The 23,692-nt window shown below is 61.7% G+C and carries 21 protein-coding genes; 10 read left to right on the forward strand and 11 right to left on the reverse strand.

Features of this window, described 5'->3' with window-relative positions:
* Window positions 1-93: 93 nt before the first annotated feature.
* Entirely contained in the window at window positions 94-1,038 is a 945-nt protein-coding gene (locus tag L8K08_RS28035; protein ID WP_145159728.1) for a LysR family transcriptional regulator, read from the forward strand.
* 106 nt (window positions 1,039-1,144) lie between these two features.
* On the forward strand, window positions 1,145-2,752 hold the full coding sequence (locus L8K08_RS28040) for an alkaline phosphatase family protein (RefSeq protein WP_242201431.1): 1,608 nt from the start codon (window positions 1,145-1,147) through the stop codon (window positions 2,750-2,752).
* Window positions 2,753-2,886: 134 nt separating this feature from the next.
* On the opposite strand, the gene L8K08_RS28045 is transcribed toward L8K08_RS28040, so the two are convergent.
* A complete protein-coding gene (locus tag L8K08_RS28045; protein ID WP_242201432.1) occupies window positions 2,887-3,792 on the reverse strand; it encodes a TauD/TfdA family dioxygenase in 906 nt (301 codons plus the stop codon).
* 182 nt (window positions 3,793-3,974) lie between these two features.
* Between L8K08_RS28045 and L8K08_RS28050 the strand changes: the two genes are divergently transcribed.
* Window positions 3,975-4,895, forward strand: coding sequence for a LysR family transcriptional regulator (locus L8K08_RS28050; RefSeq protein WP_242201433.1), 921 nt, complete (start codon window positions 3,975-3,977; stop codon window positions 4,893-4,895).
* Between the two features lie 97 nt (window positions 4,896-4,992).
* Here the strand turns inward: L8K08_RS28050 and L8K08_RS28055 are convergent, their stop codons facing one another.
* Window positions 4,993-5,994 (reverse strand): ABC transporter substrate-binding protein, encoded by a 1,002-nt coding sequence (locus L8K08_RS28055; RefSeq protein WP_145159720.1) that lies wholly within the window; start codon window positions 5,992-5,994, stop codon window positions 4,993-4,995.
* A gap of 288 nt (window positions 5,995-6,282) precedes the next feature.
* Between L8K08_RS28055 and L8K08_RS28060 the strand changes: the two genes are divergently transcribed.
* The 3 genes from L8K08_RS28060 to L8K08_RS28070 are packed head-to-tail and all read left to right on the forward strand — an operon-like array spanning window position 6,283 to window position 10,318.
* Window positions 6,283-7,881, forward strand: a complete 1,599-nt coding sequence (locus tag L8K08_RS28060; RefSeq protein ID WP_242201434.1) for an ABC transporter permease subunit — start codon at window positions 6,283-6,285, stop codon at window positions 7,879-7,881.
* Window positions 7,878-8,693 (forward strand): ABC transporter ATP-binding protein, encoded by an 816-nt coding sequence (locus L8K08_RS28065; protein WP_242201435.1) that lies wholly within the window; start codon window positions 7,878-7,880, stop codon window positions 8,691-8,693. Before L8K08_RS28060 ends, L8K08_RS28065 begins: the two co-directional genes overlap by 4 nt.
* A 14-nt stretch (window positions 8,694-8,707) precedes the next feature.
* On the forward strand, window positions 8,708-10,318 hold the full coding sequence (locus L8K08_RS28070; RefSeq protein ID WP_242201437.1) for an arylsulfatase: 1,611 nt from the start codon (window positions 8,708-8,710) through the stop codon (window positions 10,316-10,318).
* On the opposite strand, the gene L8K08_RS28075 is transcribed toward L8K08_RS28070, so the two are convergent.
* Window positions 10,290-11,369: a fatty acid desaturase gene (locus L8K08_RS28075; protein ID WP_242201448.1), complete on the reverse strand. Its 1,080-nt coding sequence runs from the start codon at window positions 11,367-11,369 to the stop codon at window positions 10,290-10,292. The two genes, L8K08_RS28070 and L8K08_RS28075, sit on opposite strands and share 29 nt — an antisense overlap.
* A 101-nt stretch (window positions 11,370-11,470) precedes the next feature.
* Between L8K08_RS28075 and L8K08_RS28080 the strand changes: the two genes are divergently transcribed.
* Window positions 11,471-12,475, forward strand: a complete 1,005-nt coding sequence (locus L8K08_RS28080) for an AraC family transcriptional regulator (RefSeq protein WP_242201449.1) — start codon at window positions 11,471-11,473, stop codon at window positions 12,473-12,475.
* A gap of 230 nt (window positions 12,476-12,705) precedes the next feature.
* Here the strand turns inward: L8K08_RS28080 and L8K08_RS28085 are convergent, their stop codons facing one another.
* Window positions 12,706-13,071: a response regulator gene (locus L8K08_RS28085; protein WP_119738264.1), complete on the reverse strand. Its 366-nt coding sequence runs from the start codon at window positions 13,069-13,071 to the stop codon at window positions 12,706-12,708.
* Between the two features lie 38 nt (window positions 13,072-13,109).
* Entirely contained in the window at window positions 13,110-13,796 is a 687-nt protein-coding gene (locus tag L8K08_RS28090) for a Crp/Fnr family transcriptional regulator (protein WP_242201451.1), read from the reverse strand.
* A gap of 83 nt (window positions 13,797-13,879) precedes the next feature.
* Here L8K08_RS28090 and L8K08_RS28095 point away from each other — a divergent pair, with 83 nt between their 5' ends.
* Complete coding sequence (locus L8K08_RS28095; RefSeq protein WP_145159705.1) at window positions 13,880-14,407, forward strand: Mpo1-like protein; 528 nt, start codon at window positions 13,880-13,882, stop codon at window positions 14,405-14,407.
* A gap of 121 nt (window positions 14,408-14,528) precedes the next feature.
* Here the strand turns inward: L8K08_RS28095 and L8K08_RS28100 are convergent, their stop codons facing one another.
* The 6 genes from L8K08_RS28100 to dibA all read right to left on the reverse strand — a co-directional run bounded on the left by L8K08_RS28100 (window position 14,529) and on the right by dibA (window position 20,898).
* On the reverse strand, window positions 14,529-15,509 hold the full coding sequence (locus L8K08_RS28100; protein ID WP_145159703.1) for a sulfate ABC transporter ATP-binding protein: 981 nt from the start codon (window positions 15,507-15,509) through the stop codon (window positions 14,529-14,531).
* Window positions 15,510-15,512: 3 nt separating this feature from the next.
* On the reverse strand, window positions 15,513-16,385 hold the full coding sequence (gene cysW / locus L8K08_RS28105) for a sulfate ABC transporter permease subunit CysW (RefSeq protein ID WP_003218139.1): 873 nt from the start codon (window positions 16,383-16,385) through the stop codon (window positions 15,513-15,515).
* A gap of 13 nt (window positions 16,386-16,398) precedes the next feature.
* Window positions 16,399-17,217 (reverse strand): sulfate ABC transporter permease subunit CysT, encoded by an 819-nt coding sequence (cysT, locus tag L8K08_RS28110; RefSeq protein WP_003218141.1) that lies wholly within the window; start codon window positions 17,215-17,217, stop codon window positions 16,399-16,401.
* Between the two features lie 199 nt (window positions 17,218-17,416).
* The gene (locus tag L8K08_RS28115) at window positions 17,417-18,427 is read right to left on the reverse strand and encodes a sulfate ABC transporter substrate-binding protein (RefSeq protein ID WP_106577355.1); all 1,011 of its coding nucleotides are present in this window, start codon (window positions 18,425-18,427) and stop codon (window positions 17,417-17,419) included.
* A gap of 74 nt (window positions 18,428-18,501) precedes the next feature.
* A complete protein-coding gene (gene oscA / locus L8K08_RS28120) occupies window positions 18,502-18,684 on the reverse strand; it encodes a sulfur starvation response protein OscA (RefSeq protein WP_003170956.1) in 183 nt (60 codons plus the stop codon).
* Window positions 18,685-18,984: 300 nt separating this feature from the next.
* Window positions 18,985-20,898, reverse strand: coding sequence for a phosphodiesterase DibA (gene dibA / locus L8K08_RS28125; protein WP_242201453.1), 1,914 nt, complete (start codon window positions 20,896-20,898; stop codon window positions 18,985-18,987).
* A 165-nt stretch (window positions 20,899-21,063) separates the two neighbouring features.
* Here dibA and desA point away from each other — a divergent pair, with 165 nt between their 5' ends.
* Both desA and L8K08_RS28135 read left to right on the forward strand, forming a co-directional pair.
* Window positions 21,064-22,248, forward strand: a complete 1,185-nt coding sequence (desA, locus tag L8K08_RS28130; RefSeq protein WP_242201455.1) for a delta-9 fatty acid desaturase DesA — start codon at window positions 21,064-21,066, stop codon at window positions 22,246-22,248.
* 421 nt (window positions 22,249-22,669) lie between these two features.
* Window positions 22,670-23,671, forward strand: a complete 1,002-nt coding sequence (locus tag L8K08_RS28135) for a sensor domain-containing diguanylate cyclase (protein ID WP_145159695.1) — start codon at window positions 22,670-22,672, stop codon at window positions 23,669-23,671.
* Window positions 23,672-23,692: the final 21 nt, after the last annotated feature.

Here is a 23,692-nt window from a genome sequence, read left to right on the forward strand (position 1 = left end):
TTTTACGAACATTTACTGCATAAGAGATAGCCTTTATAAGGAGTCGACCTAATGCATAGCCAATGCATTTCCCGGATATTTTTGATGTGAAAAATGCATATCGATCTGCGCCAACTTCGCCACTTCATCGCCCTCGCTGAACAGCGCAGTTTTGTCGCGGCGGCGTTGGCCGTGAACCTCTCGCAGTCGGCGTTCAGCCGCAGCATCCAGGCGCTGGAACACAGCGCCGGGTGCCAACTCGTGGACCGTGGCCGCAAGGACCTGGCGCCCACCAAGCAAGGCCAGGTGCTGCTCGAACATGCGCGTCGGCTGGTCAGCGGCGCGCAGCAACTGGCCAACGAGATCAGCCAGTTCAATGGCCTTGAGGCCGGTGAATTGCGCTTCGGCTGCGGCCCGGCACCGGCGGCCGGGTTGATCCCGCGCGCCATCGGCAGTTTTATCGGGCGTTACCCCAAGGCACGTGTGCAGTTCCAGGTGGATGACTGGCAAAGCCTGAGCAAGCGCCTGCTCAGCGAAGAGTTCGAATTTTTCGTCGCCGACACCCGCCATTTCGAGGCCAACCCGGACTATCACACCCACCGCCTGCGCGCGCGGCGCTGGTATTTCTGCTGCCGCGTCGGGCACCCGTTGGCCACGCGCAGCAGCGTGAGCGCCGCCGAGCTGATGAGCTACCCACTGGCCGTGACCATCCGCCCGCCGAACCTGCGCAAGGTCATTGTCGACCTCAGCGGCCGGCCGGATTACCTGCCCAATGTGGAATGCGAAAACGGCTACAGCCTGATGGGCGTGGTGCTGCGTTCGGACGCCATTGGCATCGTCAGTGCCAACAGCGATGTGCTGCACATGGCGCGGGGTGAACTGGTGTGTTTGACGATTGATGGGCTGGCGGAAGACCTGGAGGAGCGTTACACCCGCTATGGCATTGTCAGCCGCGCGGGGTATCGGTTGTCGCCGCTGGCGGAGGCGATGATTGAGCAGATCAAGCAGATTGATGAGTTGGATGAGGATGTGTGTGCATTGGAGAATGTCGCTGTTTGAGTAGCACCCATGCATTCCCTGCATAAAACCCAGTCCTCAAATGCACTTGCCAGCCCACCACCCGAACAGCGAAAACCGTCACCTTTGTTCTGTTCGGTGAAGCCCCATGTCTCAACCAAAACCCGTGCGCAATGTGCTGTACATCATGTGCGACCAACTGCGCCGCGATTACCTGTCGTGCTACGGCCATGCGCATTTGCACACACCGAATATCGACCGCCTCGCCGCTGCCGGCGTGCGCTTCAGCCGGGCCTACACCCAGGGCACCATTTGCGGGCCGTCGCGGATGTCGGCCTACACCGGGCGCTATGTCAGCAGCCATCAGGTGGCGTGGAACGCGGTGCCGCTGCCGCTCGAAGAGCTGACCATTGGCGATTACCTGCGCCCCCATGGCATCCGCACCGCACTGGTCGGCAAGACCCACGCCACGCCGAATCTGGACGCCCTGCAGCGCCTGAAGATCGACCCCGACAGCGCGCAGGCCGAGCCGCTGAATGAGGTCGGGTTTGACGCGTACATGCGCCACGACGGCATTTACCCCGACAGCCCGCTGTTCGACGACAAACGCGAGTCCGCGCCTTACACCCATTACCTGCGTGAACAGGGCTACGACGGCCGCAACCCGTGGCATGAATGGGCCAATGCCGCCGCCGGTGAAAACGGTGAAATCCTCAGCGGCTGGCACATGCGTCACTCAGGCAAGCCTGCGCGCGTGGCGCAGGAGCATTCGGAAACCGTCTACACCACCGACCGCGCCATCGACTTTATCGCCGAACACTGCGAGCAGCCGTGGTGCCTGCACCTGTCCTACATCAAGCCGCACTGGCCCTATATCGCCGCGGCGCCGTACCACGCGCTGTATGGCGCCGAGCATACCCAGGCGCCCATTCAACCTGAACACACGAGCGATCACCCGGTTTACCACGCCTTCCGCCAGCACCAGGAGAGCCTGAATTTCTCCCGTGATGAGGTGCGGCTGACGGTGATTCCGACCTACATGGGCCTGATCAAACAGGTCGACGACCAACTCGGGCGGCTGTTCGATTTTCTGCAAAGCAACGGCCGTTGGGACGACACGCTGATCGTGTTCACCAGCGACCACGGCGACTTCCTCGGCGATCACTTCCTCGGTGAAAAAGAATTTCTGCTGGAGCCTGCGGTGGGTGTTCCGCTGATCGTGCGCGACCCGCGCGCCGGCGCCGACATCAGCCGTGGTTCAGTGGACGCACGCCTGGTGGAAACCATCGACGCCCTGCCAACCTTCCTCGACGCCCTGGGACTGCCAGCGGCTGACCACCGCCTGGAGGGCCGCTCGCTGATCCCGCTGTTGCACGGCAAGGACATCACTTGGCGCAACTACGCGATCGCCGAATACGACTATGCGTTCCAGGCCCCGGCCCGCGAGCGTCTGGAGCAGCCCATCGACCGCTGCCGCATGACCATGGTGCGCAGCGAGCGCTGGAAGTACCTCGCGTATGACGGCTTTCGCCCACAGCTGTTTGATCTGGAAAATGATCCACAGGAGTTGCACGACCTGGGCGCCGACCCGGCCTATGCGGCGGTGCGCGAGACGCACCTGGGGTATTTGTTTGAGTGGCTGCGCGGGTTGAAACGGCGCACCACTATCAGCCATGCAGAGATCGCGCTGCGTGGCCAACGCTTTCGGTATGGTGAGCCAGAGGCAGAGAAGGTCGTGCAGATAGGCGTCTGGTAAACACCAAAAACCCATGTGGGAGCTGGCTTGCCTGCGATGCCGGCACCTGGGTGTATCAGACACACCCCGGCGATGCTATCGCAGGCAAGCCAGCTCCCACACAGACCTGCTCCGACATTTGGAACTGGGTTCGCTTAGAGACCTTTGGTGGTTTTGCTGGATTGCCCTTGCACACCCACCGGCACGTCGCCCTTGAGCGTCACCCGGCGCACGATGCGTTCCTGGGTGCCGTAGTCATCCACCGCGTAATGCTGGGTGGCGCGGTTGTCCCAGATCGCTACGTCGCCGGCATTCCAGCGCCAGCGCACGGTGTTTTCAAGGCGGGTGACGTGGCTTTGCAGCAGGTTGAACAGCTGCGTCGAGTCCGCCTGGGAATAGCCTTTGAGGCGCTTGACGAAGTGCCCCAACAGCAAAGTTTTCTCGCCGCTGACCGGATGCACACGCACCACTGGATGTTCGGTTTCGTACACCGTAGAGGTGAAAATTTTGCGGTACTCCTCAAGCTTTTCCACCGATACGTCCGGCTTGCGCCCGGCATAATCGTATTCGTTGCTGTGTATCGCCCACAGGTTGTCGGCCAGGGCGCGCAGCTCGACGCTGAGGTCGTTGTAGGCACTGGCGGTGTTGGCCCATACCGTATCGCCACCGGATTTTGGCGCCAGCACCGAACGCAGGATCGAGGCTTTCGGGTAGGCGTCGACGAAGGTCACGTCGGTGTGCCAGGAGTTGGCGCGCTGGCCGCGCGTGCCGTCCAGTTCCAGCAGGAACCGCGTGCCGTCGCGCACCGGCACGGTCGGGTGGGCTATCGGCTCACCGAGCAGGTGAGCGAAGGCTTCCTGGCTCTGGTCATCAAGGTGGGTCTGCTCGCGAAAGAAGATCACTTTGTACTGCACCAGCGCTTGCTGGATGGCGTCGACGGTGGCGGCATCCAGGTCACCGGACAGTTTGATGCCACGGATCTCGGCGCCGATGCGACCAGCAACCGGGTGGATGTCCAGCGCCTGGGCGACGGGTTGAACGGCTAATGCGGCGTTGCTCATGGTGAAGACCCTCATGTGCCTGCTGATGGTGGGGATGCTTTCCGGCAACGCTCTATTGATATGCATTTTAGATCTAGCAAATGAATCAATGCTTCGTTGACGGAATAAGAGCTTGCATTTAAAACCTCAGCTCCCTGGGTCGCAAATGCCTTCGACCTATTTTTCAAATGCCGGGAAAGCATATGGATCTTCGCCAACTGCGCTACTTCATCGCCCTCAACGAACACCGCAGTTTCGTGCGCGCAGCGGACGCCATGGGTATCACCCAACCCGCCTTCAGCCGCAGCATTCAAGGGCTGGAGCAAGAGTTCGGCTGTGTGCTGGTCGATCGCGGCAACAAGGATTTGCGCCCCACGCCCGAGGGCCAGGTGGTGCTGCAACACGCCTTGAGCCTGGTGCATGGCGCCGCCCTGCTGAGCAGTGAAGTGACGCGCATGACCAAACTCGATGCCGGTGACCTGCGCTTTGGCACCGGCCCGGCGCCGGCCGTGAAACTGGTGCCGGATGCGGTGGCACGGTTTATCGGTGCGCACCCGAAAATCCGCACCAGTTTCCAGGTGGACAACTCGGAGAAACTCAGCCGCGCCTTGAGCCGTGAAGAGATCGAATTTTTTATCGCCGACATTCGCCAGTTCGAAGCCGACCCGAACTTCCAGACCCGCGCACTGACGCCCAAGCGCGGGGTGTTTTTTTGCCGACCGGGGCACCCGCTATTGGCCAAGGACAGCTTGTCGACCAACGACATGTTCGACTACCCGCTGGCCTCACCGTTGATCTCCCAGGGCATTCGCAAACTGCTGGCGAACCTGAGTGGGCGCATGGACTTTTCACCGAGCATTCAGACCGAGCATTTCCCGGCGCTGGTGAAGATCGTACTGCAGTCCGATGCGATTGGCGTGGGCACTGAAGAGGCGTTTGCCGAAGACATCGCCCAGGGCTCGCTGGTGCTGCTGCACTGGCGCAACCTGCCGCAAAACCTGGAGACCATGAGCGCGCGTTGCGGGATTGTCAGCCGCACCGGGTCGCGGTTGTCGCCGGCGGCCAAGGCGATGATTGAGACGTTGGTGGCGGTGGACAGGCAGGAGGTGAGTGTGGCGGTTTGAAGGCCTCATCGCGGGCAAGCCCGCTCCCACAGTTGGAATGCGATCCCCTGTGGGAGCGGGCTTGCCCGCGATAGCGATAGCCCAGCCACCACCAGCCTCAGAGCCCCGCCGCCGCCAGGTTCGGCGCCACCCAATCACTCACCTGAAACGACTTGCGGATCAGCCGCTCTTTGGACGCCAAGTCCACCGCGTCCTGCAATTTGCCGAGGAACACCGGGTCCAGGGTCGAGGGGAAAATCTCGCTGAGTTTCTGGTCTTTCAGATCGTTGGTCAGGATCACCGGCGGGTAACTGGCCAGCCCCGACACCAGGTCGATGTAAGCCTGCTTGTTGTTGTCATCGGTCAACCACTGCACCGCCTGCTGCTGGGCCTTGAGCAACGTGGCCACGGCTTGCGGGTGCTGATCCACAAACTTGGCACTGCCCACCAGCACCGCCTGCACGCTGCCGGCGCCACCGATGTCCTTGGTGGTCAGCGGTATTTCGGCCAGGCCCTTGGCTTGCAGCGCCGTGAGGCCTGAACCGCCCCAGGTGGCGTCAATCTGCTTGGCGGCCAAGGCGGCAATGGCGGCGCTGAAGTCCAGGTTGATGACTTTCAGATCCTTCTCACTCAAACCCTGGCTGGCCAGCGCGGTGTCGAATGACAACTGGCTGGCCGTGCCGCGGAACACCGCGACGCGCTTGCCCTTGAGGTCTTGCAAGGTCTTGATGCCGGAGCCTGGCACCACGGCGAGGTAATGCTTGACGCCGCGCGCCGAGGCGCTGAGCAAGCGCGTGTCCAGGCCATTGGAGCGACCGATGATCGCCGCCAGGTCGCCCAGGTAAGCCAGGTCCACCTGGCCGTTGGCAAAGGCCTCATTGATCACCGGGCCTGCGCCCTTGAAGTAATTCCATTGAATCTTGATGCCTTGGTCGGCAAAGGCCTTTTCGAAGATCTGCTGGCTTTGCAGTACATCGGTCACCCCACCGCCGCTGTGCTGGCTGCCCGCACTGAGGTCGGGCACGGCGATGCGAATTTCCGTGAGATCGGCAGCGTGCACCAAGCCGGCCAGGGCGGTGCCGGCGAACAGGCTGATCAGACGTTTGAAGGGCAGTTTCATAAGCGCAGCTCCTGGTGGGCGACGGTCGCCTGGGGAGCAGAAAGTAGGCACAGGCCGATCAAAACTTTAAATACTATAAATTCACAATTTAATAGCTTTTTGGACTATGCGAGCTAAAACGCAGGCTCCAGAGGGATATGCATAAACAGCATCGAAAATATTCTTCGAATGCATTGGATGCGTGTCGGACAGAGGCTTTAAATGATTTTTCTTATCCCACAATCATCTTGATTGTATTTTTCTAAGATCGAAATCACATAATGCCCACGTCGACAACGGAGGTCCTCCATGGCCCGAATTTCACTTCTGAGCCTACCTCTGGCGGCCCCCGGTAAACACGCCGCGCCGCGCTGGCCGAAGCTGAGCGAACGCCTGATACCTTGGCTGCTGCCGCTGGGACTGTTTGCGCTGTGGTGGCTGGCCAGCCGCAATCACTGGATGAGCGAGCAGATTCTGCCGCCGCCCTCGCTGGTCTGGAGCAGCGCCGTGGAACTGGCCGGCGGCGAGTTGTGGAGCCAACTGGCGATCAGCGTGCAGCGTTTGTTCGGGGGGCTGCTGGCCGGTGTCGGCGCAGGCGCCCTTTTGGGCGCGCTGTTGGGGTTCAGCGCCCGCGCGGAGCGCCTGATTTTTCCAACCTTCAGCGCGCTGTCGCAAGTGCCGACCCTGGCGTGGATTCCGCTGTTCATGGTGTTTTTCGGCATCGGCGAAACGCTGAAACTGGTGGTGCTGGTCAAGGCAATCGTCGTGCCCGTCACCCTGCATACCCTGGTCGGCGTGCGTGATGCCCAGCCCAACCTGCGTGAAGCCGCCCGCGTGCTGCGCCTGCCCCCGCACCTGTTGATCCGCCGCCTGATCCTGCCCGCCGCGCTGCCGGCATTCATGGCCGGGGTACGCCTGGCCTTGGCGGCCGGCTGGACGTCGTTGCTGGCGGTGGAGTTGCTGGCGTCCAGTGAAGGCATCGGCTACCTGATGGTCTGGGCGCGCCAGTTGTTCATGCTCGACATCGTGTTCGTGTGCATCGTGGTCATCGGCGTGCTGGGCGTGGTGATGGACCGCGGCATCGGCTGGCTGGATCGCAAATGGGTGCACTGGCCGCACCCGGCCACCGCACAGATTCGTCGCGGGCCGCGCTATCACGGCTGGCAGCGTCTGCAACCGTGGTTACTGCCGCTGCTGTTGTTAGCGTCGTGGCAGGCGGCGACGCAGCAGGGCTGGGTGGACGCCAATATTCTGGTCAGCCCATGGGCGGTGCTGCAAACCACTGGCGCCGGCGTGCTGGATGGCAGCTTGTCCGGCGCCCTGGTCAAAAGCCTGGGCCGCACACTGGGCGGCCTGCTGCTGGGCGGCGGCCTGGGCTTTGCAATGGGCCTGTGGCTGGGGCTGTCGCGACGCAGTGAGCGCGTACTCGGCCCGACCTTGGCCGCACTGCGCCAGATCGCCATTTTTGCCTGGGTGCCGTTGCTCACCGCGTGGTTCGGCCTGGGCGAGTTGGCCAAGTCGGTGTTTATCGCACTCGCCGCGTTTTTCCCGCTGTTTATCGCCACCCAACGCAGCGTGCTCAACCTGTCGCCGCAACTGCGCGAGGCCGCGCAAGTGTTGCGCCTGAGCCTGTTGCAACGCCTGCGCCGTCTGGTGTTGCCAGGCGCGGCGGCGGGGATTTTCGCCGGCCTGCGCCTGAGCCTGATCTACGCCTGGCTCGGCACCATCGGCGCGGAATATTTCATGCCGTCCAATGGCGGCATCGGCAGCCTGATGATCGGCGCCCAGCAACTGCTGCGCATGGACGTGATCATGGGCGGCATGCTGCTGGTCGGCCTTACCGGCGCCACGCTCAATGTTATCGGCCAACGCATCGAAACCCGCGCCACCCGCTGGAGACACGCATGAACGCACCTATCGTCCGCTTCAACCATGTGGGCAAGTCCTTCGACGTCGACGGCTTCGCGTTGGAAGCCATTCGTGAATTCAACCTGGAGATTGCCGAGGGCGAATTCGTCGCAATTGTCGGCTCCAGCGGCTGCGGCAAATCCACCCTGCTGCGCCTGTTGGTGGGGCTCGATACGCAGTTTCGCGGCGACATCCAGGTCGACGGTAAGGCCGTAGACGGCATCGGCGGCGAGCGCGGCATTGTGTTCCAGGAGCACCGCCTGTTCCCCTGGCTGACCGTGGCGCAAAACATCGGCCTGGGTCTGGTCAACGAGCCGCTGAGCGAAGCCGAGCGCAACCGCCGCATCAGCGACTTTATCGAGCTGGTGGGCCTGAGCGACTTCACCCGCGCCTATCCCCATCAGCTGTCCGGCGGCATGGCGCAACGGGTGGCGATCGCCCGTGGCCTTGTCGCCAGCCCACGCATCCTGCTGCTGGACGAGCCGTTCGGCGCCCTGGACGCACTGACCCGCCAACAAATGCAGGACGAGCTGTTGGCGATCCGCGCGCGCGCCAGGATCACCACGGTGTTGGTGACCCACGACGTGGAAGAGGCGATTTTCCTCGCCGACCGCGTGGTGGTGATGGAGCCTAGGCCTGGGCGGATCAAGCAAATCGTCGATATCGCCCTGCCCCATCCGCGCCAGCGCAGCAGCTTCGAATTCCACCAGCTGCGCGAAGAACTGCTGCATGAACTGATCAGCGATGACCACTATCAGCCGCCCGTGCGCGAACAGATTCGCGACCTGCCGCTGGCCTTTATTGCCTGCTGAAGAGGAGTGCCGTGATGCCGCAACGTCCCAATTTTCTCGTGATCCTGGCCGATGACATGGGCTTTTCCGACCTCGGCGCGTTCGGCGGGGAAATCTCTACGCCGCACCTGGATGCCCTGGCGCTCAAGGGTTTGCGCCTGACCGACTTCCACACCGCGCCGACCTGCTCTCCCACGCGCTCGATGCTGCTGACCGGCACCGACCATCACATCGCCGGCATCGGCACCATGGCCGAGGCGCTCACGCCGGAGCTGATCGGCAAACCGGGTTACGAGGGCTACCTCAACGACAACGTCGTGGCGCTGCCGGAGCTGCTGCGCGAGGCCGGTTACCAGACCTTGATGAGCGGCAAATGGCACCTGGGCCTCACCGCCGAACTGGCGCCGCATGCGCGGGGTTTCGAGCGGTCGTTTTCACTGTTGCCCGGCGCGGCCAACCACTATGGTTTCGAGCCGACCTATGACGACGACACGCCAGGCCTGCTCAAATCCACCCCGGCGCTGTACATCGAGGACGACACCTTCGTCGCGCAACTGCCCGAGGGGTTCTATTCCTCCGATGCGTTTGGCGACAAGCTGCTGCAGTACCTCAAGGAGCGCGACCAGGCGCGGCCGTTCTTCGCTTACCTGCCGTTTTCGGCGCCGCATTGGCCATTGCAGGCGCCGGCGGACATTGTCGAAAAATACCGTGGCCGCTACGACGCCGGCCCCGAAGTGCTGCGCCTGGAACGCCTGGAAAAGCTCAAGTCGCTGGGGTTGATCGACGCCCATGTCGAGCCTCACCCGCTGATTGAGCTGAACACCCAATGGGCGGCCTTGAGCGATGAACAGCGCCAGCTCTCGGCCCGCGCGATGGAAGTGTATGCGGCGATGGTCGAGCGCATGGACTGGAACATCGGCCGGGTGGTGGAGTACCTGCGCCGCCAGGGGCAACTGGACAACACCTTCATCGTGTTCATGTCCGATAACGGCGCCGAGGGCGCGCTGCTGGAAGCCTTCCCCACGTTCGGGCCGCAGCTGTTGACCTATCTCAACCAGCATTACGACAACAGCCTGGAAAACATCGGCCGTGCCAACTCGTACGTCTGGTACGGGCCGTCATGGGCGCAGGTGGCGACCGCGCCCTCGCGGCTGTTCAAGGCGTTTACCACCGAGGGTGGCATTCGGGTGCCGGCGCTGGTGCACTACCCGCCACTGGCGCTCAACGGGCGGATCAGCCATGGGTTCGGCACGGTGATGGATATTACGCCGACGATTCTGGACCTGGCCGGTGTACGCCACCCCGGCAAGCACTGGCGCGGCAAGCCGGTGGCGCCGTTGCGGGGCAAGTCGTGGCTGGGCTTTTTGTCCGGCGAGACCAATCAGGTGCACGACGAACATACCGTCACCGGCTGGGAGCTGTTCGGCCGCCGCGCGATTCGCCAGGGCCAGTGGAAAGCCGTGTACATCCCAGGCCCGGCAGGGCCGGCGACGTGGCAACTGTATGACCTGGGCCAGGACCCCGGAAAAATCCATGATCTGGCCTTGAGTCACCCGGACAAACTCGAGACCCTGATCGGCCACTGGCAGCAGTACGTGGACGAGACCGGCGTAGTGCTCAGCGCGTCGCCGTTTCAGCCGGATTGAGCCCGACCTGTGTGCGGGCCTGCGGTTCCAGGCGGTTGGCCCGCGCAAAGGTGCCGAAATCGTTGAAGCGCACGCCCATCTCGCGCATCACCTTGTGCGCCACCCTGGCGGTCATCTGGCGGATGTAAAACGGCTCTTTCACCACAAAATGGTGGATGCCATGGGTGCTGCCGAAGTTGAAGCAAAACGCTTGCAGCGGCCACATCCACCAGGGGTTGAGCACCTGGGTTTGCTGGATCACGTTGCCCAGTTCCACATCACCGTAGTAGTGCATGTTGGAGCTGACAAAGTGCAGGCAGAAGGTGCGCAGCACGTTGGGGCCAATGATCACCACGGCGGCGATGTCGATCACCTGCATCACCTGCAAGGTGCCGGCTGACCAGGCGATCGGCGCGCCCATCAGGCTGGCAATGCCATTGGCCGCATGAAAGCCCAAAAACACATACCACGCGCCCCAATGCAGCAGCGCCAAGGGTGCGTACACCAACAGCGAGCGCTTGAGGATGTTGAATTTGTGCTTCCAGGTCCTGGCGCGCAGCATGCGGATGAACGCCGACATGAGGTTGTCACCCACCATCAGCAACCGCGCCAGGCCCCACGGCTCGCCATTGGTGATGGCGCGTTCTTCCATATCGGTCTCGGTGCCGGACACCTTGTGGTGATTGAGGTGCAGATGCCGGCGTATCCACGGGTTGATGGTGCTCGGACGCGCCAGCCATACCAGGCCCATCATCAGGTTGTGGGGCAGGCGTTGCTTGCGAAAGTACATGCTGTGGATCAGGTCGTGTTCCAGCTCGTGGGTCAGCGAGGCGAGGAAGGCATTGAGCAGCAGGCATACCCACCACGCCATGTGGCCGGTGATGTAGAGCGCCGCCGAGCCGAGCATGCCCAGCAAGGCAAACGCCAGAATGCCCGCGCCCAGGGCGTCCTGGTGCCGCAGCCAGGGGTGCTGCTGGCGTAATCTGGCCCCTTCGGCGAGCACCACGTCACGGATATGCGCTGAACGCTGTTGTGCGTTCATCTGCTGGGGACTTGCAGAAGTACCGTCCATGCTTCCATCCTCTTGGTTATTGATTGATGCATCCTGGCCCAAGCGGTGCGCCAGGGCATCAGCCCCACACGCCAACCTGTTGACCGCAAGCGCCAATCGTCATGCCCGAAGCCACTTCCCTCGCCAGCTGGACCCGCGCCCTGCGCAAGCAGCTCGACGCCCTGAACCTCGACAGCGCCGCCCTGTGCGCGCAAGCCGGGCTCGACCCGCAGCAGATGGACGACCCCAACGCGCGCTATCCGTTGTCGGCCACCACGCGGTTATGGGCACTGGCCGTGCAGGCCAGCGGCGACCCGGCCATCGGCTTGCGGGTGTCGCGGTTTGTCAGCCCGACCACCTTTCATGCGCTGGGTTATGCGTTGGTGGCCAGCGGCAGCCTGCGCGAGGTGTTTGAGCGGATCGTGCGCTATCACCAAGTGGTCAGCGATGCGCTGACGCTGGAGCTTAGTCGAGAGGGCGAGCGCTATTGCTTTCGCCTGCTGCAACCCGTCGGCAGCCCGGCACCGGCGCTGGAAGCGATTGATGCGTTTGCAGCGATCTATGTGCGCACCTGCCGAAATCGGCTGGGCCGTGAGTACGCGCCGCTGGCGGTGTACCTGCAGCGCCCGGAGCCGGCCGACCCCACGCCGTGGCACACGGTGTTTCGCGCACCGGTATTCTTTGGCGCCGAGGAAGACCGCCTGGAGTTTGCCGCGCGGGACTTCGACAGCCACCTGGATGACGCCAACCCGGAGTTGGCCGAACACAATGAAACCGTGCTCAAACGCACCCTCGCCCAGCTGCAACCGCTGACTTGGGAGCGCAAGGTGCGCGCGGCCATCGAGGCGCAATTGCCGGAGGGTGAGCCGAGTGCCGAACGGATCGCCCAGGCGTTGCATTTGAGTTTGCGCAGCTTGCAACGGCATCTGGCCGATGAAGGCTGCCGGTTTGACGCGTTGCTCAATGAATGTCGGGAGAATCTCGCGCTGCTGCACTTGCGGGATCCGCAGTGCTCATTGGCCGAGATCAGCCACTTGCTTGGGTTTGCCGATACCAGCAGTTTCAATCGGGCGTTCAAGCGCTGGACGGGGATGACGCCGGGGCAGTTTCGGGATGGGTTGCGCTAGGTAGGGCCTCTTCGGGGGCAAGCCCCCTCCCACATTTGACTGCGTTAACAAATCAAAAGGTGGGAGCGAGCTTGCTCGCGAAGGCGGTGGATCAGACCCTGCAAATCCTGGATCAATCAGCGCCTTCGGGGGCAAGCCCCCTCCCACATTTAGATGTATGAATGCAGTCAAAGGTGGGAGCGGGCTTGCTCGCGAAGGCGGTGGATCAGGCCATGCACATCCTGGATCAATCAGCGCCCACGATCGCGGCGCAGTAACTTTCTTGCCCGCGCCGCCAGCGCCTTGGCATCAAAGGGCTTGAGCAAATAATCATCTTCATGCAATTCCAACCCGCGCAGCCGGTCTTCAATCCCGCCCGGCGTGGTCAGGAACAACACCGGCGTCTCGCCCTTCAACCGAATAGCCTGCTGCAACTTCCAGGCGTTCAAGCCCGGCAACATCACATCCAGAATCACCAGCTCGTACTCGGTACTCTCCACGAAGCGCAACGCTGCCATGCCATTGGCCGCGACCTCCACGGTGTAGCCGGCCTCGTTCAAACCCCGGGCCATCCGCTGTGCCTCTTCGGTTTCATGTTCCACTAACAGCACGCGCATAACACACCTCGATTGATCAGGTTTGCAGGCTATCACCCTCAGGTCTGCGCCGCTTCACGCAAGCGATGAGCATCGAGGATTTCAATTTCCCCGTAGCCCAGGCGCACGACGCCCTGGGTCTGCAGGTCCTTGAGCAAGGCGTTGGTGGTCTGGCGTGACAGGCTCAACATCGCCGCCAGGTCTTCCTGGGGCAGTTGCAGCACACGTTTTGAGTGCTCGGTATCGCCGTAACCTTCAACGATCATCAGTAAACGGTGCGCCAGCCGCACCGAGGCCGGCATCAGGCTCAGGTGCTCGATATTGATAAAGCTCAGGCGCAGTTTCTGGCTCATCAGCAAGGCCAGGTCGCGCCAGTACTGCGGGGACTCATCAAGGATGCTCAGCAACGCCTGCTGCGGCACCTGCAACAGCGTGCACGGCCCCACGGCGCAGGCGTCGTGGGTGCGCGGCAAGCTGTCGAACAGGCAGATTTCGCCGAACCAATACGGCCGCTCTACCAGGCTCAATAGCGCTTCCTTACCGTGTTCGTTCACCGCGCTGATGCGCAGCGTGCCATCGAGCACCGCATACAGGCCACAGGGCGGGTCGCCGCGCTTGAACAGGTATTGCCCCGCCGCCAGCTGGCGCTGCCGGGCACTGGCCAGCAGGCTATGCTGAAAAGAGGCAGGCAAGTGCCTGAACCAATGACCGCTGGCCAGCTGCGCGCGCCATTTCTCTGTGTCCATGCGAACTCCGAAGATTGTCGCCCAGCTGACAGTCAGTCACAGGCTGGCAGGGCATGATCAAGCATCCTACAGGAGGAACAACAATGAAAAGCCTCGTCGAGCACCTCAGTCAATACGCCGCCTACCACCGCGACCCGCGCAATATCGCCAGCCACTTTGTCGGCATCCCGCTGATCGTCGTCGCCGTGGCGGTGCTGTTGTCGCGCCCCGAATGGGCCGTCGGTAGCCTGTGGATATCTCCGGCAGTGCTACTCGCGCTGTTTTCGGCATGGTTTTACTTGCGCCTGGAACTGGCGCTGGGCGTGCTGATGACGGTGTTGATGGGCCTGTCGGTGTGGGCCGGGCATGCGCTGGCGGCGCAGAGCACAGCGGTGTGGCTGGGCAGCGGCATAGGGATGTTTGTGGTGGGCTGGGCGATTCAGTTTGTCGGGCACTATTACGAGGGCAGGAAGCCGGCGTTTGTGGATGACGTCTCGGGGCTGATCGTCGGGCCACTGTTTGTGGTGGCGGAGTTGGCGTTTGTGCTGGGGTTGCGGCATGACCTCAAGGAGCAGATTGAGGCGCGGTCCGGCCCGGTAGAACGCCGCGATCTAAAGCCGAGCAAGGTCTGAATGTGGGAGCTGGCTTGCCTGCGATGCAGGCACTTCGGTGTCTCAGTCACACCGCAGTGATGCTATCGCAGGCAAGCCAGCTCCCACACAAGCCCGCTCCCACAGGGGTCATGCGGTGTTTTTAAGCTTTCTGCCAAACCTTGGGTTTGAAGAACAAGGTCTCGCCACGCGCCAGGCCCGTCAGGCTGTCATGGTCTTTGACCACTTCGGCCTCGATCAACTCGCTTTGGCCTTCGACCTTGAGCGTCACCCGTGTGGTGGCGCCGAGCGGCCGAATATCACGCACTTCAGCCGCGTGGTGATCTTCCAGTTCATGGCGCGACAACGACACTTCATGCGGGCGGAACAGCACGTGCTGGTCCTCACCCAAATGCAGGCGGTTGGAATCCCCCAGGAAGTGGTACACAAAATCGCTGGCCGGGTTCTCGTAGACTTCGCCCGGTGAACCGATCTGTTCGATCACGCCCTTGTTCATCACCACAATGCGGTCGGCGACTTCCATGGCCTCTTCCTGGTCGTGGGTCACGAACACCGAGGTCAGGTTGATGTCTTCGTGCAGACGCGCCAGCCAGCGGCGCAGCTCTTTACGCACCTTGGCGTCGAGGGCGCCGAACGGCTCATCCAGCAGCAACACTTTAGGCTCGACCGCCAGGGCGCGGGCCAGGGCGATACGCTGGCGCTGGCCACCGGAGAGTTGTTCCGGGTAGCGATCCGACAGCCAATCCAGCTGCACCATGTTCAGCAGCTCATGGACTTTTACCGCGATCTGGCTTTCGTTCGGGCGCTGGTTTTTCGGTTTCATGCGCAGGCCGAAAGCGACGTTGTCGAACACGGTCATGTGGCGAAACAGCGCGTAGTGCTGGAACACAAAACCGACGTTGCGATCACGTACATCGTGGCCGGACACGTCTTCACCGTGGAACACGATGCTGCCGGCATCCGGGGTTTCCAGGCCGGCGATGATGCGCAGCAAGGTGGTCTTGCCGCAGCCGGACGGGCCCAGCAACGCCACCAGCTCGCCACTCTGGATGTCCAGATTGATGCTGTTCAGGGCCTTGAAGGCGTTGAAATTCTTGCTGACATTACGGACTTCAATCGACATGACTTATTCCTCACCGGCGCTTTTGCGCAGGCGGTTGATACGGTTCTCGCTCCACTGCTTGAGCAGCAGGATGAAGAGCGCCAGGATCAGCAACAGGCTCGCGACGGCAAACGCGGCAACGTGGTTGTATTCGTTGTAGAGGATCTCGACGTGCAGCGGCAGGGTGTTGGTCACGCCACGAATGTGGCCGGACACCACCGACACCGCGCCGAACTCACCCATCGCCCGTGCGGTACACAGCACCACGCCGTAGATCAGGCCCCACTTGATGTTCGGCACGGTCACATGCCAGAACATCTGCCAGCCATTGGCACCGAGCAGGCGCGCGGCCTCTTCTTCCTGGGTGCCCTGCTCCTGCATCAGCGGGATCAGTTCACGGGCCACGAACGGCACCGTTACGAAGATGGTCGCCAGCACAATGCCCGGCAAGGCGAATACGATCTGGATGTCGTGGTCTTGCAGCCACGGGCCGAAGAAGCCCTGGGCGCCGAACATCAGCACGTAGACCAGGCCGGCGATCACCGGCGACACCGAGAACGGCAGGTCGATCAGCGTGACCAGGATGCTCTTGCCACGGAACGAGTATTTGCTCACGCACCAGGCGGCGCTGACGCCGAACACCACGTTGAGCGGCACCGAGATCACCACGGCGATCACCGTGAGTTTCAGCGCCGACAGCGCGTCCGGCTCGAGAATCGCGGTGAAGAACGCCCCCAGGCCATTCTTCAGGCCTTGGGACACCACGATAAACAGCGGCAGCAGCAGGAACAGGAAGAACACCAGCCAGCCGAGGCTGATCAGGATGCGTCGCGACACCGCGCTGCCACGACGGGCGGCGTTGGCCGAAGACGCGGCGGAAATAGACGATTGGGACATGTTCCGCGCCTCCTTATGGGTGTTCGATGCGCCGCTGCAGCAAGTTGATCAGCAGCAGCAAAACAAAGGAAACCACCAGCATCAGCACACCGATGGAGGTGGCGCCGTGGTAGTCGTACTGGTCGAGCTTGACCATGATCAGCAGCGGCAGGATCTCGGTTTTCATCGGCATGTTGCCCGCGATGAAAATCACCGAACCGTACTCACCGACGCCACGGGCGAAGGCCAGCGCGAAGCCGGTCAGCCAGGCGGGCAGCAACGCAGGCACGAGGATGTAGCGAAACACCTGCAAGGGCTTGGCGCCGAGACACGCGGCGGCTTCTTCGATTTCCCGGGGGATATCGGCCAACACCGGCTGCACCGTGCGCACTACGAATGGCAGCGTGACGAAGGTCAACGCCAGGGTGATGCCCAGCGGGGTATAGGCGATTTTGAAGCCCAGGTCAGCGGCGAACTGGCCGACCAGGCCGGTGGGGGTGTAGAGCGCAGTCAGTGCGATGCCGGCAACGGCGGTGGGCAGTGCGAAGGGCAGGTCGATCATCGCATCGATGATCTTGCGGCCGGGAAAGGTGTAGCGCACCAGCACCCAGGCCAGCAGCGTACCGATCACGCCGTTGATGATGGCGGCATACAGCGCCGTGCCGAAGCTCAGTTTCAACGCCGCCAGCACACGCGGAGCGGAGATGATGTTCCAGAACTGATCCCAAGTGAGTTGAGCGGCATGTACAAACATCGCCGCCAGGGGGATGAGTACGATCAGGCTGAGGTACACCACGGTGTAGCCCAGCGTCAGCCCGAAGCCGGGTATGACGGGGGAAATACGACGCGACATAAGAGTCCTTGGTTAGCGGGTAGATACCACTATAGGAGCGAGCTTGTGTGGGAGCTGGCTCTGTCTGTGGGAGCCGGGCTTGCCCGCGATGCAGGCACCTCGGTGTGTCAGTCACACCGGGGTGATGCTATCGCAGGCAAGCCAGCTCCCACACAAGCCCGGCTCCCACAGAAAGCTGGCTCCTACAGTTTAATTTGGCTTACTGCGCCGAGTAGATCTGGTCGAACACGCCACCGTCATTGAAGAATTTCGGTTGGGCAGTTTTCCAGCCGCCGAAGTCTTTGTCGATAGTCACCAGGTCCAGTTTCGGGAACTGCTGGGCGTATTTGGCGGCGACTTTCTCATCGCGTGGGCGGTAGAAGTTCTTCGCCGCAATCTCCTGGCCAGCCGGGCTGTACAGGTGCTTGAGGTATTCGGTGGCGATTTCGGTGTTGCCCTTTTTCTCGGCGTTCTTGTCGACCACGGCCACTGGCGGCTCGGCGAGGATCGACAGCGAAGGTACGACGATGTCGAACTTGTCGGCGCCGCCGTCTTCTTTCAGCGCCAGGAACGCTTCGTTTTCCCAGGCCAGCAACACGTCACCCTGACCGTTGTTGACGAAGGTGATGGTCGAACCGCGCGCGCCGGTGTCGAGGATCGGCACGTGCTTGAACAGCTCTTTCACGTATTCCTGGGCCTTGGCTTCGCTGCCACCGGCTTTCAGGCCGTAGGCCCAGGCGGCGAGGAAGTTCCAGCGGGCGCCGCCGGAGGTTTTCGGGTTCGGGGTGATCACGGACACGTCTTTCTTGATCAGGTCGCCCCAATCCTTGATGCCTTTAGGGTTGCCCTTGCGCACCAGGAACACGATGGTCGAGGTGTAGGGCGTGCTGGCGTCCGGCAGGCGGGTTTGCCAGTTTTCCGGCAGGGTCTTGCCCAGTTTGGCGATTTCGTCGATGTCGCCGGCCAGGGCCAGGGTCACCACGTCGGCGCGCAGGCCGTCGATCACCGCTCGGCCCTGTTTGCCCGAGCCGCCGTGGGATTGCTGGATCTTGACGTTGTCGCCTGGGTGGGACTGTTTCCAGAAGGTGGTGAACTCAGCGTTGTAGTCCTGGTACAGCTCACGGGTCGGGTCATACGAGACGTTGAGCAGCTCGTAGTCTTTGGCAACAGCGGAACCGGCAAACACGGCACTGGCCAGTGCGGCCAGGGCGTAACGGCGAATCGACGACATAGAAGGCTCCTGAAATTCTGGGTGTTGGCTTTTTCTTATAGTTGCGGGTCTAGCATGCGAGTCGCCGTTGTTGCTCAGCTCGGTTTGTTACCCGGGTTCTGCAAACGGAATTTTTCCTTGCGTTCGATCTGTACCACTTGGGCGTTATGCACAGTGATTTCCACCGCGCCAAACCGCAGGTCGCGCAAGGCGCTCTGGATCTCACGCAAAATGGCTGCTTCGTCCTGGCCGTCGACGCTACGTAGAGATGCGCTCATGGTCTCGCTCCTGAAATGAATAGTGCCTGGCAGTGGCGGCACTGCTTGCGGCGTGAGGGCGATAGTAGATAAGCGCGGATATTCTTAAAAATACTATTTAAGAATGTTTATATAACCAGAAAGAATTTTCTGGCAGGACGTGGGGTTGCGAAGGATTTTTAGGCGCTCACCCCGAAAATAAGCCGGGAACAGATCCAAATGTGGGAGCGGGCTTGCTCGCGAATGCGTTGGGTCAGCCACACATGTATTGACTGACACTCCGCCTTCGCGAGCAAGCCCGCTCCCACATTTGATCGTATTTCAGGTTCTGATAGCAGGTGCCCGATGCCAATCAATCTCCTGTGCCGGCATCGGCCGCCCGAACCAATACCCCTGCCCCATATCGCATTCCTGCTCCAACAAGAACCGCGCCTGCTCCACTTGCTCGATGCCTTCGGCGTGCACCTGCATGCCCATGCTTTTCGCCAGGGCGATTACCACGCGCACAATCGCCGCATCGTCCTCATCCCATGGCAGCCCGGCGACAAAGCCCTGGTCGATCTTGAGCTTCTGCACCGGCAGGCGCTTGAGGCGCAGCAGTGACGAATAGCCGGTGCCAAAGTCGTCGATGGCCAGGCGCAAGCCCAGCTCACGCAGGCGGTGCAGCTGCTCAAGGGCCACTTCCGGATCATCCATCACCGCGCTTTCGGTGACCTCCAACTCAAGAAACGCCGGATCGAGGCCGGTGGCGTGCAGCACCTGAGCGACTTGCTCGTACAGCTCGCGCCGGGCAAACAGTCGACTGGAGACATTCACCGCGATAAAACTCAGCGGCGCGCCATCGGCCAGCCATTGGCACATCTGGCGGCAGGCCTGGTCCATGACCCAGGCGTCGATGTCGGCAATCAGCCCGGTACGTTCGGCGATGGGGATGAAATCGCCCGGTGGCACCAGACCGCGCTCCGGGTGTTGCCAGCGCACCAGCGCTTCGACGCCGATCAGGCGGCTGCCCTGCAGGTTGTGCACCGGCTGGTAATACACGCGCAGCTCCTGCTGGTCGAGGGCGCGGCGCAGTTCGCTGGCGATTTCCACGCGGTTCTGCGCATGGGCGGTCAGCTCTTCGGTGTACAGCGCGTAGCTTTCGCGCCCGGCACTCTTGGCCTTGAACAGCGCGGAATCGGCATTGCGCAGCAACTGCTGGGCGCTCAGGGCATCGCTGGGGAACAGGCTGATACCGATACTGGCGCTGATAAACAGTTGGTGGCCGTCAAAGATGAACGGCTGCTTCATCGCATCGAGCATGCGCTGGGCCAGGGCGGCGGCCTGCACCACCTGTGGACAACTTTCGGCAAGCACGGCGAACTCGTCGCCGCCCAGGCGCGCCAGGGTCACCCCGGGGCCGAACAGCCCCTTGAGCCGCTCGCCGACCGCCTTGAGCAACTGGTCGCCGACGTTATGGCCGAGGCTGTCGTTGATGATCTTGAAGTGATCCAGGTCCAGCAACAGCAAGGCACAGCCGCGTTTGTGCACTTGCGCCGAGGCCAGCGCCTGCTCGGCGCGGTCGGTGAACAGCAGGCGATTGGGCAGGTCGGTGAGCGGGTCGTGATGGGCGAGGTGCGCCAGTTCGTGCTCGGAATCCTTGATCGCGCTGATATCGGAAAACACCGCGACGTAATGGCTGACCTTGCCTTGGTCATCCTGGATGACGCGGATGGTTTGCCACTGTGGATAAATTTCACCGCTTTTGCGCCGATTCCAGATTTCGCCGCTCCATTCGCCGGTGCGTTCAAGGGTCTGGAACATCTGTTGATAAAAATTCGACGAATGGCGCCCGGACTTGAACAAGCTTGGTCGCTCGCCCATGACGTCTTCGCGACGATAGCCGGTGATCTCGATAAACGCCCGATTGACGTGCACGATCAACCCTTGGGCGTCGGTGACCAGCACGCCTTCGCGGGTGCAATCGAACACGGCAGCCGCCTGGCGCAGGCGCTCGCGGTTTTCTTTCAGGGGCTGCTGCAGCTGGTGAGCACGGGCAAAACGGGCGCAAATCAGAGACAGGGTGAGCGCGCTGAGCCCCACCCAGACATAGCCGCGCACCTGCAGCCAGCGTTCCAATTCTCGAGGGTCATCGAGAAAGTCGATCAATAGATGATGGCTGAGCTGGAGCCACGCAATGGAAACCAGCAGGTATACCAGCCCCACACGCAGGGCACCTCGGTATGAAAACAGCATATGGTCAGTAATCCTTACCAAAAAACAAAATCGCCCTACAAAGGCTGCGGATTATAGAATAAGAAACATCCAGTCACTTCTATCTGAAAGGGCGGCTGGTTTTCTCTGTAGGCTTAGTGATAATGCGTGAGCTGCTTTTTTCTTTATCTGAGGGCCATACAGCCTATGTGGTACAACGGTTTTCTTGACTTGTCAGCCTGGCAACTGGTGGCAGTCACTCTGTTGATGACCCACGTGACCATCGTTGGGGTCACGGTTTATCTGCACCGCTATTCAGCCCATCGCTCCCTGGAGCTCAATGCCGGCCTGAAACACTTCTTCCGCTTCTGGCTGTGGCTGACCACGGCGCAGAACACCCGCGAGTGGACCGCCATCCACCGCAAACACCACGCCAAATGCGAAACCGTCGACGACCCGCACAGCCCGGTCGTCAAAGGCCTGTCCACCGTGTTGCGCAAAGGCGCCGAGCTGTACCGTGCTGAAGCCGAAAACCCAGAGACCTTGCGCATCTATGGCAAGAACTGCCCGGACGACTGGATCGAGCGCAAGATCTATACGCCTTACCCGCTGCTGGGCGTGGCGATCATGGGCGTCATCGACCTGATGCTGTTCGGCACCATCGGCATCACCATCTGGGCGATCCAGATGATGTGGATTCCGTTCTGGGCTGCCGGCGTGATCAACGGCCTGGGGCACGCCGTGGGCTATCGCAACTTCGAATGCCGTGACGCGGCGACCAACCTGGTGCCGTGGGGCATCATCGTCGGCGGCGAAGAGCTGCACAACAATCACCACACCTATCCCAATTCGGCCAAGCTGTCGGTGAAGAAGTGGGAGTTCGACCTGGGTTGGGCGTGGATCAAAGTCTTCAGCTTCCTGCGCCTGGCCAAGGTGCAGCGCGTTGCCCCCATCGCCCACCGTGTCGAAGGCAAAGGCCATCTGGACATGGACACCGCCATGGCGATCCTCAACAACCGCTTCCAGATCATGGCCCAGTACCGCAAGTTGGTGATCGGCCCGCTGGTTAAGCAAGAGCTGGAGAAGGTCGATCACTCGGTGCGTCATCAGTTCCACCGTGCCAAACGTCTGCTGTCGCGTGAAACCAGCTTGCTGGATGACCGCCACCACGTGCGTATCCAGAGCCTGCTGGAACACAGCCATGCGCTCACCGTGATCTACGAGAAGCGCCTGGCGCTGCAGCAGATCTGGCTGAAAACCAGCTCCAATGGCCACGACATGCTGGCTGCGATCAAGGAATGGGTGCACGAGGCCGAGGCCAGCGGCATTCAGTCCCTGCGCGATTTTGCCCACCAGCTGAAGACCTATTCGCTGCGTCCTGCAGCGGCCTGATCGAGCATTCACAGCCCGCTCAAGTGAGCGGGCTTGCCGTGATAGGCGGGTTGGCCTTGGCAGGCGGGCTCCCTGTGGCGAGCGGGCTTGCCCCGCGTTGGGCTGCGAAGCAGCCCCAATAAACGCCATCGCATTTCTGCTGATAAACCGCAGCGTCAGGTTTCAGGGCCGCTTCGCAGCCCAACGCGGGGCAAGCCCGCTCGCCACAGCAAGCACCCTCCCCACCGTAAAACTAATCACCAAAACCAGCCTATTCACCGCGAAAATCGGCCTACAACCGGTTTCTGACGTCATTTCTTAGTCAGCCTGTTCATGGAACTTCACCGCAATTCCCCTCTCTCAAAGAACACTTCGCCATCATGGTGACCCCTTGTAGTGACCGCTGCTCCATCCTGCGGCGCGCCCAGAGAGAGTTGTACCGATGGTTCACGAAAAGCCTTACTTGCCCGATGCCCCCACAGCTGAGCCTGCCCGCCCGGCCGCGGCGGCAACCTTGTTGGCGCTCATGCACGCCCAGGGTGAAGTCGAGCGGCTGAGTGAGCGCGAGCAACTGCTCAGCTCACTGCTGGTCAGCGTGAATGCCGTGCTGTGGGCCATCGACTGGGAAACGCGCCAAGTGCTGTACGTGAGCCCGGCCTACGAGCGAGTGTTTGGCCGTCCGGCCGGTCTGCTGTTGGCCGACCATCGCGAATGGCGCAACAGCGTTCACCCCGAAGACCTCGATTACGCTGAATACAGCCTCGCTCGCGTGCTGGAGCAAGGCGCCGTGGAGGACCGCGAGTACCGCATCATTACCGCCGACGGGCAGATTCGCTGGTTGAGCGACAAATGCTATATCAATCAACAGGTCGAGCCCGGCAGGCCGGTGATCGTGGTCGGCATGGCCGAAGACATCACCGAAAAGAAACAGATGGAGTTGGAACTGCACCGACTCGCCACCACCGACGTACTGACCCAGAGCAGCAATCGCAGGCACTTTTTCGAATGCGCCAACCTGGCCTTCGACAGCGCCTGCGCCCAGGGCACAACGCTGGCGTTCCTGTTGCTGGACATTGATAACTTCAAAGAGGTCAACGACAGTTACGGCCACCTGGAGGGCGATCAGGTGTTGCGGCGTATCGCCGAGAGCGGTCGCAGCGTACTGCGCCGTGGCGACCTGTTCGGGCGCATCGGTGGCGAAGAATTCGCCGCCGTGCTGCCCGGTTGTGCGCCGCACATGGCGTTGCAAGTGGCCGAGCGGTTGGGCAAGGAAATCCAGGCGCTGAGTTTCAGCTACGAAGGGCGGCAATTTACCGTCACCGTCAGCCAGGGCCTGGCTACGCTGCGCGAAGAAGATGCGTCTCTGGACAGCCTGTTTGCGCGCGCGGATGCGGCGATGTACGAGGCCAAACGCCAAGGCAAGAACCGCGTCATAGCGAGTTAACGGCACTCAACGATGGGAGCG

Origin of the sequence: Pseudomonas sp. TREG-RG-20F-10-E-6-01, from assembly GCF_022662455.1 — a bacterium.
Taxonomy (GTDB): domain Bacteria; phylum Pseudomonadota; class Gammaproteobacteria; order Pseudomonadales; family Pseudomonadaceae; genus Aquipseudomonas.

Excerpts from the sequence above, each read along its gene's own strand:
- L8K08_RS28035 (WP_145159728.1), top strand. The coding sequence starts at position 94 with ATGCATATCGATCTGCGCCAACTTCGCCACTTCATCGCCCTCGCTGAA.
- L8K08_RS28040 (WP_242201431.1), top strand. The coding sequence starts at position 1,145 with ATGTCTCAACCAAAACCCGTGCGCAATGTGCTGTACATCATGTGCGAC.
- L8K08_RS28045 (WP_242201432.1), bottom strand. The coding sequence starts at position 3,792 with ATGAGCAACGCCGCATTAGCCGTTCAACCCGTCGCCCAGGCGCTGGAC.
- L8K08_RS28050 (WP_242201433.1), top strand. The coding sequence starts at position 3,975 with ATGGATCTTCGCCAACTGCGCTACTTCATCGCCCTCAACGAACACCGC.
- L8K08_RS28055 (WP_145159720.1), bottom strand. The coding sequence starts at position 5,994 with ATGAAACTGCCCTTCAAACGTCTGATCAGCCTGTTCGCCGGCACCGCC.
- L8K08_RS28060 (WP_242201434.1), top strand. The coding sequence starts at position 6,283 with ATGGCCCGAATTTCACTTCTGAGCCTACCTCTGGCGGCCCCCGGTAAA.
- L8K08_RS28065 (WP_242201435.1), top strand. The coding sequence starts at position 7,878 with ATGAACGCACCTATCGTCCGCTTCAACCATGTGGGCAAGTCCTTCGAC.
- L8K08_RS28070 (WP_242201437.1), top strand. The coding sequence starts at position 8,708 with ATGCCGCAACGTCCCAATTTTCTCGTGATCCTGGCCGATGACATGGGC.
- L8K08_RS28075 (WP_242201448.1), bottom strand. The coding sequence starts at position 11,369 with ATGGACGGTACTTCTGCAAGTCCCCAGCAGATGAACGCACAACAGCGT.
- L8K08_RS28080 (WP_242201449.1), top strand. The coding sequence starts at position 11,471 with ATGCCCGAAGCCACTTCCCTCGCCAGCTGGACCCGCGCCCTGCGCAAG.
- L8K08_RS28085 (WP_119738264.1), bottom strand. The coding sequence starts at position 13,071 with ATGCGCGTGCTGTTAGTGGAACATGAAACCGAAGAGGCACAGCGGATG.
- L8K08_RS28090 (WP_242201451.1), bottom strand. The coding sequence starts at position 13,796 with ATGGACACAGAGAAATGGCGCGCGCAGCTGGCCAGCGGTCATTGGTTC.
- L8K08_RS28095 (WP_145159705.1), top strand. The coding sequence starts at position 13,880 with ATGAAAAGCCTCGTCGAGCACCTCAGTCAATACGCCGCCTACCACCGC.
- L8K08_RS28100 (WP_145159703.1), bottom strand. The coding sequence starts at position 15,509 with ATGTCGATTGAAGTCCGTAATGTCAGCAAGAATTTCAACGCCTTCAAG.
- cysW (WP_003218139.1), bottom strand. The coding sequence starts at position 16,385 with ATGTCCCAATCGTCTATTTCCGCCGCGTCTTCGGCCAACGCCGCCCGT.
- cysT (WP_003218141.1), bottom strand. The coding sequence starts at position 17,217 with ATGTCGCGTCGTATTTCCCCCGTCATACCCGGCTTCGGGCTGACGCTG.
- L8K08_RS28115 (WP_106577355.1), bottom strand. The coding sequence starts at position 18,427 with ATGTCGTCGATTCGCCGTTACGCCCTGGCCGCACTGGCCAGTGCCGTG.
- oscA (WP_003170956.1), bottom strand. The coding sequence starts at position 18,684 with ATGAGCGCATCTCTACGTAGCGTCGACGGCCAGGACGAAGCAGCCATT.
- dibA (WP_242201453.1), bottom strand. The coding sequence starts at position 20,898 with ATGCTGTTTTCATACCGAGGTGCCCTGCGTGTGGGGCTGGTATACCTG.
- desA (WP_242201455.1), top strand. The coding sequence starts at position 21,064 with ATGTGGTACAACGGTTTTCTTGACTTGTCAGCCTGGCAACTGGTGGCA.
- L8K08_RS28135 (WP_145159695.1), top strand. The coding sequence starts at position 22,670 with ATGGTTCACGAAAAGCCTTACTTGCCCGATGCCCCCACAGCTGAGCCT.